This window comes from Blastomonas sp. 34TW, from assembly GCF_059803595.1.
In genome coordinates this window covers 604,054-621,090 of sequence record NZ_JAPFGW010000001.1, presented here as the reverse complement: position 1 = coordinate 621,090, position 17,037 = coordinate 604,054, and the positions used below count along the sequence as shown (strand labels likewise).

The 17,037-nt window shown below is 64.8% G+C and carries 21 protein-coding genes; 6 read left to right on the top strand and 15 right to left on the bottom strand.

Annotation, left to right across the window (positions count from 1 at the left end):
• The first annotated feature begins 82 nt into the window (after positions 1–82).
• Positions 83–760, top strand: a complete 678-nt coding sequence (locus OPU69_RS02985; RefSeq protein WP_060980144.1) for a Crp/Fnr family transcriptional regulator — start codon at positions 83–85, stop codon at positions 758–760.
• A 133-nt stretch (positions 761–893) separates the two neighbouring features.
• On the opposite strand, the gene OPU69_RS02980 is transcribed toward OPU69_RS02985, so the two are convergent.
• The 15 genes from OPU69_RS02980 to coxB form a co-directional block, all read right to left on the bottom strand.
• Positions 894–1,490 carry a fasciclin domain-containing protein gene (locus OPU69_RS02980; protein WP_066117452.1) on the bottom strand — a complete coding sequence of 199 codons (597 nt, stop codon included), beginning with the start codon at positions 1,488–1,490 and terminating at the stop codon, positions 894–896.
• 26 nt (positions 1,491–1,516) lie between these two features.
• Complete coding sequence (locus OPU69_RS02975; RefSeq protein WP_498509279.1) at positions 1,517–2,299, bottom strand: SDR family oxidoreductase; 783 nt, start codon at positions 2,297–2,299, stop codon at positions 1,517–1,519.
• The gene (locus OPU69_RS02970) at positions 2,296–2,679 is read right to left on the bottom strand and encodes a dihydroneopterin aldolase (protein ID WP_498509277.1); all 384 of its coding nucleotides are present in this window, start codon (positions 2,677–2,679) and stop codon (positions 2,296–2,298) included. The genes OPU69_RS02975 and OPU69_RS02970 overlap by 4 nt, the downstream gene beginning before the upstream one ends.
• A gap of 167 nt (positions 2,680–2,846) precedes the next feature.
• Positions 2,847–3,743, bottom strand: a complete 897-nt coding sequence (locus tag OPU69_RS02965) for a class I SAM-dependent methyltransferase (RefSeq protein ID WP_498509276.1) — start codon at positions 3,741–3,743, stop codon at positions 2,847–2,849.
• A 9-nt stretch (positions 3,744–3,752) separates the two neighbouring features.
• Entirely contained in the window at positions 3,753–5,168 is a 1,416-nt protein-coding gene (gene thrC / locus OPU69_RS02960) for a threonine synthase (RefSeq protein ID WP_498509275.1), read from the bottom strand.
• 66 nt (positions 5,169–5,234) lie between these two features.
• Complete coding sequence (locus OPU69_RS02955) at positions 5,235–5,762, bottom strand: GNAT family N-acetyltransferase (protein WP_498509274.1); 528 nt, start codon at positions 5,760–5,762, stop codon at positions 5,235–5,237.
• The gene (locus OPU69_RS02950) at positions 5,759–6,346 is read right to left on the bottom strand and encodes an SURF1 family cytochrome oxidase biogenesis protein (protein WP_498509272.1); all 588 of its coding nucleotides are present in this window, start codon (positions 6,344–6,346) and stop codon (positions 5,759–5,761) included. The genes OPU69_RS02955 and OPU69_RS02950 overlap by 4 nt, the downstream gene beginning before the upstream one ends.
• Positions 6,343–6,735: a DUF983 domain-containing protein gene (locus tag OPU69_RS02945; RefSeq protein ID WP_498509271.1), complete on the bottom strand. Its 393-nt coding sequence runs from the start codon at positions 6,733–6,735 to the stop codon at positions 6,343–6,345. Before OPU69_RS02945 ends, OPU69_RS02950 begins: the two co-directional genes overlap by 4 nt.
• Positions 6,728–7,240 (bottom strand): DUF3291 domain-containing protein, encoded by a 513-nt coding sequence (locus tag OPU69_RS02940; protein ID WP_498509270.1) that lies wholly within the window; start codon positions 7,238–7,240, stop codon positions 6,728–6,730. Before OPU69_RS02940 ends, OPU69_RS02945 begins: the two co-directional genes overlap by 8 nt.
• 18 nt (positions 7,241–7,258) lie before the next feature.
• Positions 7,259–8,074 (bottom strand): cytochrome c oxidase subunit 3, encoded by an 816-nt coding sequence (locus tag OPU69_RS02935; RefSeq protein WP_060980153.1) that lies wholly within the window; start codon positions 8,072–8,074, stop codon positions 7,259–7,261.
• Between the two features lie 42 nt (positions 8,075–8,116).
• Positions 8,117–8,692 (bottom strand): cytochrome c oxidase assembly protein, encoded by a 576-nt coding sequence (locus OPU69_RS02930; protein WP_498509269.1) that lies wholly within the window; start codon positions 8,690–8,692, stop codon positions 8,117–8,119.
• Positions 8,689–8,847 carry a cytochrome c oxidase system small membrane protein gene (locus OPU69_RS02925; protein ID WP_498509268.1) on the bottom strand — a complete coding sequence of 53 codons (159 nt, stop codon included), beginning with the start codon at positions 8,845–8,847 and terminating at the stop codon, positions 8,689–8,691. Before OPU69_RS02925 ends, OPU69_RS02930 begins: the two co-directional genes overlap by 4 nt.
• On the bottom strand, positions 8,844–9,758 hold the full coding sequence (locus tag OPU69_RS02920; protein WP_498509318.1) for a heme o synthase: 915 nt from the start codon (positions 9,756–9,758) through the stop codon (positions 8,844–8,846). The genes OPU69_RS02925 and OPU69_RS02920 overlap by 4 nt, the downstream gene beginning before the upstream one ends.
• Before the next feature lie 152 nt (positions 9,759–9,910).
• Complete coding sequence (gene ctaD / locus OPU69_RS02915; RefSeq protein WP_060980155.1) at positions 9,911–11,578, bottom strand: cytochrome c oxidase subunit I; 1,668 nt, start codon at positions 11,576–11,578, stop codon at positions 9,911–9,913.
• 15 nt (positions 11,579–11,593) lie between these two features.
• Entirely contained in the window at positions 11,594–12,691 is a 1,098-nt protein-coding gene (coxB, locus tag OPU69_RS02910; protein WP_498509266.1) for a cytochrome c oxidase subunit II, read from the bottom strand.
• Positions 12,692–12,888: 197 nt separating this feature from the next.
• Here coxB and pyrE point away from each other — a divergent pair, with 197 nt between their 5' ends.
• The 5 genes from pyrE to lepB all read left to right on the top strand — a co-directional run bounded on the left by pyrE (position 12,889) and on the right by lepB (position 16,842).
• Positions 12,889–13,482 carry an orotate phosphoribosyltransferase gene (gene pyrE, locus OPU69_RS02905; protein ID WP_060980157.1) on the top strand — a complete coding sequence of 198 codons (594 nt, stop codon included), beginning with the start codon at positions 12,889–12,891 and terminating at the stop codon, positions 13,480–13,482.
• Positions 13,479–14,576: a serine hydrolase domain-containing protein gene (locus tag OPU69_RS02900; RefSeq protein WP_498509265.1), complete on the top strand. Its 1,098-nt coding sequence runs from the start codon at positions 13,479–13,481 to the stop codon at positions 14,574–14,576. The genes pyrE and OPU69_RS02900 overlap by 4 nt, the downstream gene beginning before the upstream one ends.
• Entirely contained in the window at positions 14,573–15,313 is a 741-nt protein-coding gene (locus OPU69_RS02895; protein ID WP_498509263.1) for a pyridoxine 5'-phosphate synthase, read from the top strand. Before OPU69_RS02900 ends, OPU69_RS02895 begins: the two co-directional genes overlap by 4 nt.
• Positions 15,314–15,530: 217 nt before the next feature.
• Positions 15,531–15,935, top strand: a complete 405-nt coding sequence (acpS, locus tag OPU69_RS02890; RefSeq protein ID WP_060980160.1) for a holo-ACP synthase — start codon at positions 15,531–15,533, stop codon at positions 15,933–15,935.
• 37 nt (positions 15,936–15,972) lie between these two features.
• On the top strand, positions 15,973–16,842 hold the full coding sequence (gene lepB, locus OPU69_RS02885; protein ID WP_498509262.1) for a signal peptidase I: 870 nt from the start codon (positions 15,973–15,975) through the stop codon (positions 16,840–16,842).
• The last annotated feature ends 195 nt before the right edge of the window (positions 16,843–17,037 follow it).

Genomic DNA, 17,037 nt, shown 5'->3' with positions numbered 1-17,037 from the left:
GGCAAGCCTCGCTCTCCCCCCGCACTGCTTGTCGCAGCGCAGCATCTTTGCCATGGTGATCCGCAGATCAGGGAGGACGTGAATGACGCTCGGCTTGGGATTCGCAAATGGCGCATGGCTCGGGCATCTGTCGTTCATGATCCTGGCGATCGCGCTGATCGCTCCGCCCATGCCGTGGATGCGAGTCGGCATCGTGCTCTCTGCCCTGGCCGGGCTCGGCTACGCGCTGGGGTTTGCCAATGATCTGGGCCTGGCGCTGTGGTTCCTCGTGCTTCTGGTCATCGGCGCATCGATGCTGCTGCGCTATCTGATGGCGGAGCGCGGTTCGCGCTTTTCTGCCGAGGAAGAGGCGCTGCGGGCGAGCTTCATGGGCGACATGACCCGCGCTGGCGCCCGCCATCTGATGGACCAGGGCAACTGGATCACCGGCCGGGCCGGCGAAGTGCTGATCAACGAGGGCGAGGCGATCAGCCATTTGTTCTATCTCCATGACGGCCAGGCAGAGATCACGCTGCACGGCGCACATGTCGGCAGCGTCACCAGCGGCGACCTGATCGGCGATGCGACCGCATTGAGCGGAGAGCCTGCGACCGGCACGGTCATGCTTGCCACCGATAGCCGGTTCTGGTGCGTCTCCGCGCCCAAGCTGCGCCAGTATCTCGAGCTTCACCCGGACGCGCGCACGGTGATCGAGCGCCAGATCAACCAGGCGCTCGAGGGCAAGCTGCGGGCTGCGAATGCGGCGCTGGCGGGGGGCTAAAACGCCGCTCCGGTCGCAGAATAGCTGTCGTCACCCCCGCGAACGCGGGGGTCCCGCTAAGCCGCAAGCCGCTCGCCGAAGCGGGATTCCCGCGTTCGCGAGAATGACGGGAAATGCGGGATGAAACTGGGGCCTATTGCTGCGGTTCGAGCACCTGGCCGATCACGTGGACCATGCCGTTGCTGGCAGCCAGATCCGCCTGCTGGATCGAGCCGACATCGCCGCTGGCATCGGACAGCCGCACCTGATCGAGCTCGATCGAGGCGTTGATCTTCTCGCCCTGCAACGTGGTCAGCTCGATGCTGCCGCCCTTGTCGCCAATCTGCTTGCGCAGGTCCGCAGCCGTGAGGCGACCGGGGATGATGTGATAGTTGAGCATCGCTGCCAGCCTCGCCTTGTTTTCGGGCAGCAGCAGGTCGGCAAGCGCATCGACACCCAGCTTGTCGAACGCCCCGTTGTCGGGAGCAAAGAGCGTCATCGGCTTGTCTGCCGCCAGCGCCGCGCTCAGCTCGGCCGCCTTGATCGCACGAGCAAGCGTCGAAAGGTCTGGATTGCGCAGCACGACCTCATCGACGCGAAGGATAGCATCAGGCTCGTCTGCAGCCGCTTCCTTGACCTCGAGGCTGGCAGGATCGACCCGCTTGACCGGATCGCCACCGCCATCATGGCTGCCACAGCCCGCGACCATCAGGGTGAGCGCGGAAAGGGATGCTGTGGCAATCAAACGCATGTCGTTCTCCAGAATATCGCGTGCGGTCAGGCGTCGTCCGTCTTGTCCATGAAGACGAAGTCGCGCTCCATGCTGAGCATATGGGCACCGCCATCGACGAAAAGCAACTGGCCGGTGATCGCAGGCTCCTGCGCCAGATAACGCACCGCGCGCGCAATGTCTCCCGGCGCGGACAGACGATGGAGCGGCATGCGCGCGGCGAGCCGCTGCATCTGCGCATCGTCATAATCGCTGGTGGCGAGCGTCAGCCCTGGCGCCACGCCATTGACCCGCGCCTTTGCGCCGAAAGCCCGCGCCAGCGTGCGGATCGATTCGGCCAGCGCCTGCTTGGACAGCGTGTAGCTCAACTGGTCGCCATTGGGGTTGCGCACGCGCTGGTCGATGATCTGGACGATCGCCGGGGTCACGCCCTCGCCCGCTGCCGCAACCACCGCGCGGGTCAGCAGCATGGGCGCGAACAGGTTCACCGCGAAATGATCGGCCAGCATCTGCGCCGACATGCTCTGCCAGTCGTCATATTCGAACAGCGAGGCATTGTTGACCAGCAGGTCGGGCGCGCGGCCGAAATGCGCGATCACCCGCTCGACAAGCCGTTGCGAGGCATCGCAATCGGCCAGATCGGCGGAGAAACCGTGCCACTCGGTTTCCTGCTCTGCCAGGGTCTCGGCGAGCTCGGGTTCCGGCGTCAGGTCGCTGCGACCGTGCAGCGCCAGCGCATAGCCCGCGCGCGCCAGCTCCATCGCGATGGCCGCACCCACCCGGCGAAAGCCGCCGGTGACGAGCGCCAGCGGGGCCGGGTTGCCGCTCACCGGCGGGTCCGGGTGAGCGTGATGCCGATCGATTCGCCCGCTTCGGCGATCGCCAGCTTGATGATCTTGACCTTCAGCCGCCGGATGCGCGGGTCCTGCAGGAACAGCGTCTCGATGACATGATCGGCCACCGCCTCGATCAGCGTGAAATGCACGCCTTCGGGCAGGGCCGTCGAGGCGGCGTGCTTGAGGTCCATGTAATTCTTTGACGCGCTGAGCGGCGTGTTGGGCGCATAATGGTCCTCGGCGAGCATCTCCGCCCAGATGGTGAAGCGCAGCGGCTGGGGCAGCTTGGTCTCTTCCGAATAGATGCCGGTCAGAACGTTGACGTCGAAATCGGCGACCTCGAGGATCAGGCTATCGGGTTGGGTGTCGGTCAAATGCTGGGCCTGTTCTAGTATATCTTCATCGTCACCCCCGCGAACGCGGGGGTCCCGCTTGTTTCTTTCCGTCGCAGCAGAAGCGGGATTCCCGCGTTCGCGGGAATGGCGAGGGGAATTTCACCTTTCCCGCGCGTTGGCAAATTGCGCAGCGCAGCGCAAGTGTTTCAACCGTTGGACCAGCGCGCGAAGATCGCCGTCGGCAGCAACCGCCCGCCCGATTGCTCGCGCACCGCCAGTTCGCCGATCTCGATCCGGCCCGGCAGATCAGCGAAATGCGCCGCTAGCAGCTCGCCCAGCGCCAGCGCCGACATGCGCACCGCATAGACCGTCAAGAACAGGCACGACGAGCGCTCATCGAGCAGCCTGCGGCAATCGGCGATCAGCGCGGGCAGATGCTCTTCCAGCTTCCATACCTCGCCTTCGGGTCCGCGCCCGAATTTGGGTGGGTCGAGCAGGATCGCGTCATAGCGCTTGCCCCGGCGCACCTCGCGCGCGGCGAACTTGACGCAATCATCGACCAACCACCGCACCGGCAGGTCTTCCATGCCCGAAAGCGCGGCATTGGCGCGCGCCGCCGCGACCGATTTCTTCGATGCATCGACATGGGTGAGCTCCGCCCCGGCCGCCGCCATCGCCAGCGTGCCCACGCCGGTATAGCCGAAAAGGTTGAGCGCCCTGGCCCGCTCCTCGCCCTTATGGGCAGCGATATGCCCGCGCAGCCAGCGCCACACCGGGTCCATGTCCGGGAAGAAACCCAGATGCCGGAACGGGGTGTTGAGCGCGGTCAGCCGCACCTCTTCCCAGGCGAGCGGCCAGCCCTCGCGCGGAACACTGGCTTCCAGCTGCCAGCGCCCGCCGCCATCCTCGTCCGATCCGGGGATGAACGCGCCATCGGCGTCCCAATCGGCAAGGCTGGTCGGCCACATCGCCTGCGGCTCTGGCCGGATGAAGCGGTACGGCCCGTAAGCCTCGAACTTGCGCCCGCCGCCGCTGTCGATCAGCGTATAGTCGGCGCGCGGCTCGCCGATCATCAGCAGCGGTTGCGGGTCAAGCTCGGCCATGCGCGCGCGTCAGCCCTTGGCCGGGACCGCGCGCTCGGCGATATAGTCGCGCACCGTGATATAGTCGCCGGGCAGCTTGTCGAATTTCTCGGCACGCTCGAACAGGTCGCCGACCCGCGCGGGCAGGCGCGGGCGCAGGCCGGTCGCACGCTCCACCGCATCGCGGAACTTGCTGGGGTGCGCGGTGGCGAGCGTGACGCAGGGGATCGCGCGGTCGATCGTGCCGGCATCCTGCAGGCGGTGGGCAGCGCCCAGGCCGATCGCGGTGTGCGGATCGATCATCTGCCCGGCCTCGTCCCAGGCGCGGCGCATGGCGATGCCCATTTCCTCCGGGTCAATTCGCGCGCTCGAGAACAAGGCCTCGGCACCCGCGCGCATCTCGGGCGAGAGCTGCATCGCCTTGCTGGCTTCAAAGCCCTTCATCCGTGCGGCGGTCAGCGCGCCGTCGCGGCCTTCGAGATCGAACAGCAACCGCTCGAAATTCGAGCTGACCTGGATGTCCATCGAAGGGGCGGCGGTCGGCGTGACGCTGCCGGCGGAATAATCGCCCACGCTGATCGCACGGTGGAGGATGTCGTTGACATTGGTCGCGACGATCAGCCGCGCAACCGGCAGACCCATCTGGGCAGCCACATAGCCCGCGAACACATCGCCGAAATTGCCGGTCGGTACCGAAAAGGCGACCGGGCGGTGCGGGGCGCCCAGCTGCAAAGCGGCGGCGAAATAATAGACGATCTGCGCCATCAGCCGCGCCCAGTTGATCGAATTGACCGCCGATAGCGTGAACCGTCCGGCAAAATCCGGATCACCGAACATGCGCTTCACCATTGCCTGGGCATCGTCGAAGCTGCCATCGATCGCGATATTGTGCACGTTCGGTGCCAGCACCGTGGTCATCTGCCGCCGCTGCACGTCGGACACGCGGCCATCGGGGTGGAGCATGAAGATATCGACATTCTCGCGCCCCGCCACCGCGTCGATGGCCGCAGAGCCGGTATCGCCCGAGGTCGCGCCGACAATGGTCAGATGCGTGTCGCGGTTCGACAGGAAACGTTCGAACAGATGGCCGAGCAGCTGCAGCGCGACGTCCTTGAACGCCCGCGTGGGACCATGGAACAGTTCGAGCAGCCAGTTGCTCTCATCGACCTGGGCGAGCGGGGTGACCGCCTTGTGCGAAAAGCGCCCATAGGCCGCTTCGCACAGGCCGCGCAGCTCGTCCTCGGTCAGGCTGCCAGCGACAAAGGGCGTCATGATCCGCACCGCCAGCTCGACATAGGACAGCCCGGCCATGGCTGCGATCTCGGCATGCGTGAATTTGGGCCAGGCACGCGGCACGTACAGCCCGCCATCGCTTGCCAAACCTGCCAGCGTCACGCCCTCGAAATCGAGCGTCGCGGCTTCCCCCCTGGTGCTGATATAGTCCATGGGGTGGACCCGTTAGCGGTCCCTGCCCTTGCGCGCAACCTGCACGTTATGGCAGCCAGGCGATGATCAGTCCTCTTCCGGGCTCTCGTAGAACATCAGCACCGCCGGACCCTCGGGCGTTTCGATCAGGCCGTGCTCGACGAAACCGGCGTTGATATAGGCGTTGCGCGCCCGCTGATTTTCCGGATCAGGATCGATGCACAGCACGCGAACCCCTTGCGCATTGAGCTGCTTGGCCAGCATCGCCAGCAGCTTCGCGCCATGCCCCTTGCCGATCAGCGACGGCACGCCGATGAAGCAATCGACCGCACGCGCCCCCTGCGGCAGGTCCTGCAGGTGCTTTTGCGGCCAGGCATGAACCTCGAAATGCTGGATATAGGCGATCGGATGGCCATCGAGCATGCCGATCAGCTGGACCATGTCCGGATTGTCCATATCCTCCATGATCAGCGCAAGCTCGTGCTTGGGATCGCCCCACCATTGCTCGACCTCGGGGGTCTTGAGCCATTGCTCGATCAGCGGCAGGTCCGAATGGGTGACCCGGTGAAAGCCGTAATAATGTCCGCCCTGCATGGTCTCTCCTTGCGGCGTCATGCGGACGATGGGGATCGCGTCCGCCTTGCGACTGCCAGACCATATATAACGGCAGCAATGCCCGCGAATAAAAACCATTGTACGGCATAGGCCCAATGGTTGTTCGGAATATCCTCTGGCGAAGGCTTCTGAACGGCCTGCAGACCGGCGACCGGCGGTGCGGCGACGAGGCGGATCAGCGCGCTGCTGTCGGGCGCGATCATTCCGCTGACCTGCCCTCCCTTCCAGTCCGGGCTGTCAGGGCGCTGCGACCAGCCCGCTACCACCTGCGCCCCCGGCCCTTCGGCGCCGGTGCGGCACGAGGCGATATGCACCCAACCCGATGCGCCCGACGCGCTGCGCCCGCTTGAGGACCGCCAGTCCACCACTTCGAGGCAATTGACGCTGGAGGTGCGGTAGAGCGGCAGCGCTTGCGGATCAGGCACTGCCGGCCAGACGACCGGAGGCCTGTCCGCAGCGGTCCGGTACTCGGCAAGCAGCGCCTCTTTCCACGCCATGCGCTGGAGCTGCCAGACGCCGAGGCCGATCATGATGGCAATCGCGATGCCGACGATCAGCGTCGGCCAGAATGGCAGGCGCTTCATGGCCGGGTCTCGCCGCTGGTGTCGATGCGCCCTTCGCGCACCTCGGCGCGCGCCTCGTGGATCAGCATCGCCGCCTTGGACACCCGCAAGGACAGGATCACCAGCGCGAAGGTCAGCGGCACCCAGAGCAGGATATGCACCCAGAAGGGCGGGCTCGCCTGGACCTGCAGAACCACGGCAAAGGCGGAGACCAATGCGCCGATGACGAGAATCAGGAACGCTGCGGGGCCATCGCCGACATTATAGGAGGTGAAATCCTGCCCGCAGGCGCGACAGCGCGGGGCGTAGCGAACCCACCCGGCAAACAGCGTGCGCGCGCCGCAGGACGGGCACTCGCCGGTGAGCGCGGCCTGGATCAGCGGCGTTTGCGAGGCCGTGCCCTCAGGCACGTCCCATACACCAGGGGTCGGGGTTCCAGTCCACCGGCGGCGTCGCCAAGCCCGGATGCGGGAACTGGTGCTTGAAGGTGAAGGCGTGCGGACTGGGACCGAAACGGTCGATCCGCCACAATGCGGCCAGCCCTTCATCGACGCTGGGAACATGCCCGGCGGGCACCCACCAGAGCGCCTGATAGGCGCTGTCCATGCGCTCGATCCATTCGCGCCGCCGCGCCATCACCGGCGTGTGCGCGCTACGATAGACGAATTCGAACAGGCTCGCCGGATCGCGCCAGACCGACATGTTGACCACGAAACGCAGATCGGGGGTCGGTTGCAGGTCCACGGCATTGCCGCTGTCGCTCTGCAACCGCCAGATATAGCCGTCCGACTGTTCGGCAATGGCATTGATGCCGTCGAGCATCCCCATGAAACCGGCGACCGCCGGGTCATCGGGATGCGCGATCAGCCTGGCGACATTGATCTGGGCGATATGCCAGCCGGGCTGATCGGTCATCTCGTCCACTCGCGATTATCAGTGGGTTGCAGCGCCCCAGCCACCCCAGACATAGATGACCAGGAAGAGGAACAGCCACACCACGTCGACAAAGTGCCAGTACCAGGCAGCGGCTTCGAAACCGAAATGCTGCTTGGGGGTGAAGTGGCCCTTATAGGCGCGGACCAGGCAGACGATCAGGAAGATCGTGCCGACCAGCACGTGGAAACCGTGGAAACCGGTCGCCATGTAGAAGGACGAACCATAGTTCAGGTCCTTGAACGGGAACGGTGCGACCGAATATTCATAGGCCTGCACGCAGCTGAACACGACGCCCAGGATGATCGTGAGCCACAGGCCCTTGATCAGGCCGTCGCGGTCGCCGTTGATCAGCGAGTGGTGCGCCCAGGTTACCGTGGTGCCCGAGCAGAGCAGGATCAGCGTGTTGAGCAGCGGGAGTTCGAAGGCGTTGAGCACTTCGACGCCCTTAGGCGGCCACACGCCGCCGATCACGTCTGCGGTCGAGGGGAAGAGCGAGAAATCGAACCACGCCCAGAACCAGCCGACGAAGAACATCACTTCGGAGGCAATGAACAGGATCATGCCATAGCGCAGGTGAAGCTGCACCACCGGGGTGTGGTCGCCGGCATGGGCTTCCTTCACCACCTGCGCCCACCAGCCATACATCGTGCCGATCACACCGGCGGTGCCGGCGTAAAAGACGATGCCGGAGGTATCCATGCTGTGCATCCACAGGATGGCGCCCACCGCCATGACGAGTGCCGCCATCGATCCGGCGAACGGCCAGATGCTGGGGGGAAGAATATGATAATCGTGGTTCTTTGTTCCGGCCATCTCTCTGGTCCCCGTCGTCCCTTAACGTCTTGAACTAAGCCCTTAACTGCCCTTTTTCGCCTGGTCCAGCGGGTAAAAGGTGTAGCTGAGGGTAATCTCTTCGATATCCTTGGTGTCCGGATCGGTCAGGATCGCGGGATCCACATAATAGATCACCGGCATCCGCACCGTCTGCCCAGGCTCCAGCGTCTGCTCGGTAAAGCAGAAGCACTGCACCTTGGCGAAATAGCGGCCGGCCTGGGTCGGCGTGACGTTGAACGTCGCGGTCCCGGTCACCGGCTTGCTGGAAAGGTTGGTCGCGGTGAACGCGGCCATGTCGCGCGCGCCGATCGTGATCTTCTCGGTCGTGTTCTCGGGCTTGAAGCGCCAGGGCAATGCCGACGACACGTTCGAATCGAAACGGATGGTGATCGGCTTGTTGGTCACCGCAATCTTGTCGGCGGCCGCTTCGCTGACCTTCATCGTCGTACCGCCAAAGCCCGTCGCCTCGCAGAAGATGCGATAGAGCGGCACGGCTGCATAGCCGAGGCCCAGCATCCCGATGGCAAGGCCCAAAGCGATGATGCCTGCGCGCCGGTTGCGGCGTGCAACATCGGGGCTGATCGCGGCGCTGCTCATCCCCACACCCCGATCTTCACGATGGTGATGACATAGAAGAGCACGCACAGGGCGACCAGGATTCCCGCCATGAACAGCGCACGGCTGCGCTGGCGCGCCCGCAATTGCGCGAGCACTTCCGGATCGTTGAAATCAGGCGCGGGGCGATCGGTCATGCCGCAATCGCCGGAACCACCGCGCGGTCAACGACCACGGCGGCGAAGATCAGGAACAGATAGACGATCGAATAGGCGAACAGCTGCTTTTCGGGCTTGAGCGCATCGCCCTCGCCTGCGGTGCGAAAACCGACACGCGCGGCGAGCGCGACGAAGATCGCCGACAGCACGAAGGCGCCGATGCCATAGGTCCAGCCGACCAGGCCGAGCGCGGCGGGCGCCATCACCGTCGCCAGCAGCACCAGCGAATAGCCGAACACCTGATGCCGCGTCGATTTTTCGCCCGCGACATTGGGCATCATCGGAATGCCAACGCGCGCATAGTCCATCTTCACGAACAGCGCGAGCGCCCAGAAATGCGGCGGCGTCCAGAAGAAGATGATCGAGAACAGCAGGATCGGCAGCATGGTGACATCGCCGGTCACCGCCGCCCAGCCGATTACCGGCGGGAATGCCCCTGCCCCACCACCGATCACGATGTTCTGCGGCGTATTGGGCTTGAGCCAGATCGTGTAGATCACGGCATAATAGAAGACCGAGAAGGCAAGGATCGCAGCCGCCAGCCAGTTGACCGCCAGCCCCATGATCACGACCGAAAAGCCCGAAAGCGCCAGGCCGAACTGCAGCGCCGCCTCGCGGTCCATGCGGCCGGCGGGGATCGGACGGTTGGCGGTGCGCTTCATCAGCGCATCGAGATCGGATTCGTAATATTGGTTGAGCGCGGCAGCCCCGCCTGCCCCCATCGCGATGCAGAGGATCGCGACAAAGCCGATGACCGGGTGGATGCTGCCGGGCGCTGCGAGCAGACCGCACAGCCCGGTGAACACCACCAGGCGGATCACGCCCGGCTTGGTCAGCGCCCAGAAATCGCGCCAGTGCGCAGGCATGAGCACACCCGGCTGGGCGGTCATGGCGGCGCTCTGGCCCTGAACTGGCGATACAGCTTCGGTCATGCTCATGTCACTACCCATATGGCAAACCCCTCGCCGTCAGGCCGAGGGGTGCCGGGCCGGATGGGACGCTGTCCCGGTCCGGCCCTGTCAGCGGTGCAACGCTGCTGCGGTCACTTGATGACGGGCAGCGTTTCGAACTGGTGGAACGGCGGCGGGCTGGACAGGGTCCATTCCAGCGTCGTGGCACCTTCGCCCCAGTAGTTGCCCTCGGCACGACGGCCAGCAACCAGCGCATAGGCGATGTTGATGAAGAAGATCAGCATGCCGGCGGCCATGATGGCGTAACCCAGCGAGGCGATCTCGTTCCAATAGGCAAAGGCTTCCGGATAGTCGGGGTAGCGACGCGGCATGCCCTGACGGCCCAGGAAGTGCATCGGGAAGAACAGCACGTTCACGCCGATGAAGAACACCCAGAAGTGCAGGTGGCCGAGCGCTTCGCTATAGTGACGGCCGCTCATCTTCGGGAACCAGTAGTAGAAACCGGCGAAGATCGAGAACACCGCACCCAGCGAGAGCACATAGTGGAAGTGCGCGACCACATAATAGGTGTCGTGCAGGTTGTCGTCGACGCCGCCATTGGCGAGCACGACGCCGGTCACGCCACCAACCGTGAACATGAAGATGAAGCCGAGCGCCCAGACCATCGGGGTCTTGAAGGTGAGCGAACCGCCCCACATCGTCGCGATCCACGAGAAGATCTTGATGCCGGTGGGCACCGCGATGACCATGGTGGCAGCGGTGAAGTACATCTTCATGTTGACCGACAGACCGACGGTGAACATGTGGTGCGCCCACACCACGAAGCCGACGACGCCGATGGCGACCATGGCATAAGCCATGCCGAGATAACCGAACACGGGCTTCTTCGAGAAGGTGGCGATGATGTGGCTGATCATGCCGAAACCAGGCAGGATCATGATGTACACTTCGGGGTGACCGAAGAACCAGAACAGGTGCTGGTACAGGACCGGGTCACCACCGCCAGCGGCGTTGAAGAAGGCCGAGCCGAAATTGCGGTCGGTGAGCAGCATGGTGATGGCAGCGGCCAGAACCGGCAGCGAGAGAAGCAGCAGGAACGCAGTGACCAGCATCGACCACACGAACAGCGGCATCTTGTTGAGCGTCATGCCCGGAGCGCGCATGTTGAAGATCGTGGTGATGAAGTTGATCGCACCCAGGATCGACGAAGCACCGGCAAGGTGCAGCGACAGGATCGCAAGGTCGACGGCCGGTCCGACCGAACCGCTGGTCGAAAGCGGCGCATAGACCGTCCAGCCGGTGCCCGCACCCAGACCCGAACCACCGGGCACGAAGGTCGAGCCGAGCAGCAGCAGGAAGGCCGGGATGAGCAGCCAGAACGAGATGTTGTTCATGCGCGGGAACGCCATGTCCGGCGCGCCGATCATGATCGGAACGAACCAGTTGCCGAAGCCGCCGACCATGGCGGGCATGACCATGAAGAACACCATGATCAGGCCGTGCGCCGTGATCAGCACGTTCCACATGTGATAGGCCTGATCCAGGGTCGCTTCGCTGCCCTGCATCATGGTGGCCCAGCCCTGCAGATACTGCACGCCGGGTTCGGCGAGCTCCATGCGCATCAGGCCGGAAATGGCACCGCCGATGATCCCCGCGACGATCGCGAAGATCAGGTACAGCGTACCGATGTCCTTGTGGTTGGTCGACATAAACCAGCGCTGGAAAAACGCGGGCTTGTGATCGTCATGTGCATGATCATGGTCATGCAGATCGGCCGGGTTGGCGGCAATCGTGGTCATGGTCTTGCCCTGTCCTTACTGAGCGGCAGCGGGAGCGGCGGCGGCTGCGGCCGCGCCCTGCGCTGCGGAAGTGGTGGTGGCGGCTGCAGGCGCAGCGGCGGGAACGGCGGCCGGAACAGCAGCGGCGGCAACTTCGTCACCCTTGACGGTGCCACCCTGCGAACGGACCCATGCATCGAACTTGGCGCGCGGGAGCGCCTCGACGGCGATCGGCATGAAGCCGTGGCGGGCGCCGCACAGTTCCGAACACTGGCCGTAATAGACGCCGGGCTCCTTGATGGTCAGCATCTTCTCGTTCGAACGACCGGGGACGGCGTCCATCTTGAACCAGAGCGACGGCACCGCGAAGCTGTGGATCACGTCCGATGCGGTGGTGATGATGCGGATCGGCTCGCCGGCGGGAACGACCATGCGGTTGTCGACTGCAAGCTGGTGCGGCTCACCGCGCTTGGCGGCTTCGGCTTCATCCAGCATGTTCGACACGACTTCGAAATCGCCATTGTCGGGATAGCTGTAACCCCAGTACCACTGATAGCCGGTGACCTTGACGGTGACGGCATCGGCGGGGGCCGGCTTGTACTGCTTGGCGAGCAGGTCGATCGACGGGACCGCGACACCGACCAGGATCAGCACCGGAACGAGCGTCCAGATGACTTCGATCGCGGTGTTGTGCGTGACCTTCGACGCCACCGGATTGGCAGCGGCGCGATAGCGCACGATGATCCAGACGAGCAGCGCGAGCACCAGCATCGAGATCGCGACGATGATCGGCAACAGCACCGACGTGTCGAGCCAGTGCGCATATTCGCCCAGTTCGGAATACTGGTCCTGGAAATCGATGCCCTTATCGACGGGCATGCCCTTGCCGGCAGTGGGCGCCATCGGCGTGTAGCTCGAATCGAGCGCCGGGGCGGCAGCAGCGTCGGCAGGTGCCGCTTCAGCTGCAGCAGCGGGCGCGGTTGCAGCCGGAGCAGCAACGGCGGGCGCGGCTTGTGCGCTCGGAGCGGGAGCGGTGACCGGCGGTGCGGGCGGGGTTTGCGCCAGCGCCATGGGCGCGGACACGAGAACAAGGGCTGCGAAACCAAAAGATTTCGTCCAAGATGCGAACGCCATTCGTAGACTGTCCCTGTATGGGCAGGGCATCCGTCCACGTCCCGTTGTGCCGGATCACTGCCGTGTTTTGCGTCAAAGCTATGGCTGCCTATACGCAGGCTTGCCGCCAGTCTCAAGCCAATCTAGGGATATTTTTTAATCGCCGGTTCAGCTTGCCACCCCCTCCCCCGGCGACGCTACGTAAAGGGTAAATCGCGATGCAGGATGAAGAAATTCTCGCCGAGTTCCGCGCGAGCCAGGCTTTGCTGGAGGGGCATTTCATTCTCTCGTCGGGCTTGCACAGCGCGCACTATCTGCAGTGCGCGCGCGTTCTGATGGACCCGATGCGCGCCTCGCGCCTGGCGAGCGCGCTTGCGGCCCGCATGCCGCGCGATGTCCGCGCGCAAATCGACCTCGTCGTCTCGCCCGCCATGGGCGGCCTTATAATAGGGCATGAAATGGGCCGCGCGCTGGGCGTAGAGGCGATGTTCGTCGAGCGCCCCACCGGCACGTTCGAGCTGCGCCGCGGATTCGCGATCAAGCCGGGCCAGAAGGTGCTGCTGATGGAAGATGTCGTCACCACCGGCCTGTCCTCGCGGGAGGCGATCGCGGCCGTCAACGCGGCGGGCGGCGAAGTCATCGCAGCCGGCGCGCTGGTCGATCGCTCCGCCGGAGAAGTCTCGCTAGGCGTGCCTTTCTTCCCGCTGATTTCGCTCAACTTTCCGAGTTACCCTGCCGACTCGCTGCCGCCCGAGCTGGCAGCCGTGCCCGCGATGAAACCCGGCAGCCGAAAGGAACCCGAAGCGGCATGATCCGCGTGAGCCTGGCTCCGCTCGCCGCGCTGCTGATCGGCGCGGGCGCGCCCTCGCCGGTCGTCGATCAGGCCGCCGTCAATGCCGCGCTCGATCCGGTCAAGGCCCCTGGCACGGTGCTGATCGCGCGCGGCGACACGATCGTGTACGAGCGCGCCTTTGGCCTGGTTGATCCGGCTGGCACCGCCGAGCACCAGTTCGGCAAGGTCTGGCGCTGGGCATCGGTGACCAAGCAGATCACCGCAACCATCGCGATGCAGGAGGCCGCTGCGGGCCGGCTCGATCTGGACGCACCGATCATCACCTATCTGCCCGACAGCAAGGCGCCCAATGCCGCAAGCATCACCTCGCGGATGCTGATGCAGCACATATCGGGCCTGCCGCGCACCGATGAAGGCCCTGTCGGGACGGATGACTGGCCGACCTTCTACATGGTTGATCGATCCAGCCCCGAAACCGGCCGTGCCTGGTGCGAGGGACCGACGACGCGCAAGCCTGCCGACGAGTTCTTCTACGGCGACTGCGACTTCATCATGATGGCCGCCGTCATCGAGGCGACCAGCGGCAAACCTTATGCCGCGCTGATCGAGGAACGCATCGCTAAGCCGCTCGGCCTCAAAAGCGTCGGCCTGTTCCCGCGCTTTGAGCCCAGCATGCCCGGCTTTGGCGACGGCAAGCCCGAATCGACGGCTTTCCGGCTCGAGAATTTCGGCGGCGCGGGCGCGCTTTACGGCACGACGCGCGACCTCTTCGCCTTCGATCGCGCGCTGATGACCGGCAAGCTCATCCCCGAGGCAAAGCGCACTGAGATGTGGGACGGCAAGCCGCAATATGGCTATGCCGCGCTCGGCCAGTGGTCGTTCAGCGTCCCGCTCAAGAATTGCGGCGACAGCCCCGTGCGCATCATCGAACGCCGCGGTTTCATCGGCGGCGTTGCGCTGCGCAACATCATCCTGCCCGATCAGGACATGGTGATCATCATGACATCGAACCGCGCCGAGGCCGAAGCGGCCTTTGGCGAAATCTGGCAGCAGGCCGGCATCACGCATGACGTGATGCGTGCCGCCCTGTGCGCCACCGGAGCCCCGCAATGAGCAACCATATCCGCCTGGGCGTGAACATCGATCACGTCGCCACCATCCGCAACGCGCGCGGCGGCGATCATCCCGATCCGATGCGCGCGGTGCGCATCGTCCAGCAAGCCGGCGGCGACGGCATCACCGTGCACCTGCGCGAGGACCGGCGGCATATCCGCGACAGCGATCTCGACGCGATCATGGCGGGGTCGACACTGCCGATCAATCTCGAGATGGCGGCGACCGAGGAGATGCTCGCCATCGCGCTGCGCCACAAGCCGCATGCCGCGTGCATCGTCCCCGAAAAGCGCGAGGAGCGCACCACCGAGGGCGGGCTCGATGCCGCCGGGCTGCACAACACGCTGATGCCGATCGTCTCGCGGCTGAGCGAGGCGGGCATCCGCGTCAGCCTGTTCATCGAGCCCGAGGCGCGGCAGATCGAGGCGGCGATGCGGCTCGGCGCGCCGGTGGTCGAGCTGCACACCGGGCGCTATGCGCATCTGTGGCTCGACGACGATCGCGACGGGGTTCAGGCGGAACTCAAGCGCATCGCCGATGCCGCCGCACTCGCATCGAAGAACGGCATCGAACCGCATGCCGGACATGGCCTCACCTTCGAGAACGTCCAGCCCATCGCTGCGATCCCCCAGCTCGCCGAGCTCAATATCGGCCATTATCTGATCGGTGAGGCGATCTTCGATGGTCTGGAAGCCAGCATCCGCAAGATGCGGCAGCTGATGGATGAAGCGCGGTGATAGGCGTGTCGTACTCACGCCACCCCTCTCCCTTTACGCGAGAGGGAGCGAGACTTGGCCGCGAGCGGCCTAGTCGCAGCGGGAGAGGGCGTGTCCCCTTTTGCCCTCTCCCCTTCAGGGGAGAGGGTTGGGAGAGGGGCCAGCGCAACCGTCGCCTTTCCCCCCTCCCTTCGCCGCTGCGCGGCTCTTCCCTCCCCCCTGAAGGGGAGAGGGCTATATGATCATCGGCCTCGGCTCAGACCTTTGCAATATCGAGCGGATCCAGAATTCGCTCGACCGGTTCGGCACGCGGTTCGAAAAGCGCGTGTTCACCGAGGTCGAGCAGGCCAAGGCCAACCGCCGCCCGTTCACCAAGGCGGGCACGCTGGCAAAGCGCTTTGCCGCCAAGGAGGCTTTTTCGAAGGCGGTGGGAACAGGGTTCAAGGCTGGTGTGTTCATGAAGGACATCGGCGTCGTCAATGCCCCTTCCGGCGCGCCGACACTGCATCTCACCGGGGGCGCGAAGGCACGGCTGGACAGCATGATCCCTCAGGGCCATTCCGCCTTCATTCATCTCACGCTCACCGACGATCATCCATGGGCTCAGGCCTTCGTCATTATCGAGGCGCGGCCCGTTGACTGACAGCCCCTCGCCCCGTCCGGACCCGAAAGACCCCGAAATGGCACCAGATTCTTCCGAAGTTGCAATGGAAGCCAAGGACGCGCGCGCCAGCGAGACCGAAAAGCCGGTCAACTGGTTCGAGGAAATTCGCGGGCTGTTCCTGCTGCTGCTCGCGGTGCTGGCCTTCCACTCGCTGGTGGCAAAGCCCTTCTATATCCCCACCATGTCGATGATGCCCAATCTGCTGGTCGGCGACCGGCTGGTGGTGACCAAATATCCCTATGGCTGGTCCTGGGTCTCGGTCTCGTTCCACCTGCTGCCGCCGATGAAGGGGCGGATCATGGGCAAGACCCCCGAATATGGCGATATCGTCATCGCCACCCCGCCCGGCGCGCAGAGCGACTATATCAAGCGCGTCATCGGCCGCCCCGGCGACACGATCGAGGTCCGCCAGGGCCGCGTTATCCTGAACGGCGAGGAAATTCCGCGCGCGGTGCAGCCGAACCTGATGCTGCCGGTCGACGTGAACTCGCCCTGCAACGCCAGCGACTTTCCGATGCTCAAGGCGCGCGGCGCCGATGGCCGCTATTATTGCGAGCTGCCGATCATCCGCGAGACGCTGCCCAATGGCGTGTCGTACAACACCATCGACCTGGGTCCCGATTATCCGCTCGACAATTACGGACCGTACAAGGTGCCTGCCGGGCACGTGTTCCTGATGGGCGACAATCGCGATCGCAGCGCCGACAGCCGTGCGAGCCTCGAGGAGCTGGGCCTCGGCGGCGCGGTGCCGCTGGAAAATATCGGCGGCCGCGCGGAAATCGTCACCTTCTCGCTCGACGGCAGCACCAGCTGGAACCCGGCGAGCTGGTGGGAATCGCTGCGCGGCGACCGCGCGGGGACGAGCCTGCGCCCGGATAAGGATTGAGCTACCCACCGATGCGCGGCTCCACACCCTCCCCCTCGATGGGGGAGGAGCGAGACTTGGTTGCTTGCAACCTAGTCGTAGCGGTGGGGGTGATGGTACGGCTGGGCGCGGCGGTCGATGGCTCAAGCCAAGGCCTGATCCGGGACGATCACCCCCACCCCACCCTCCCCCATCGAGGGGGAGGGCTTTAGCGTC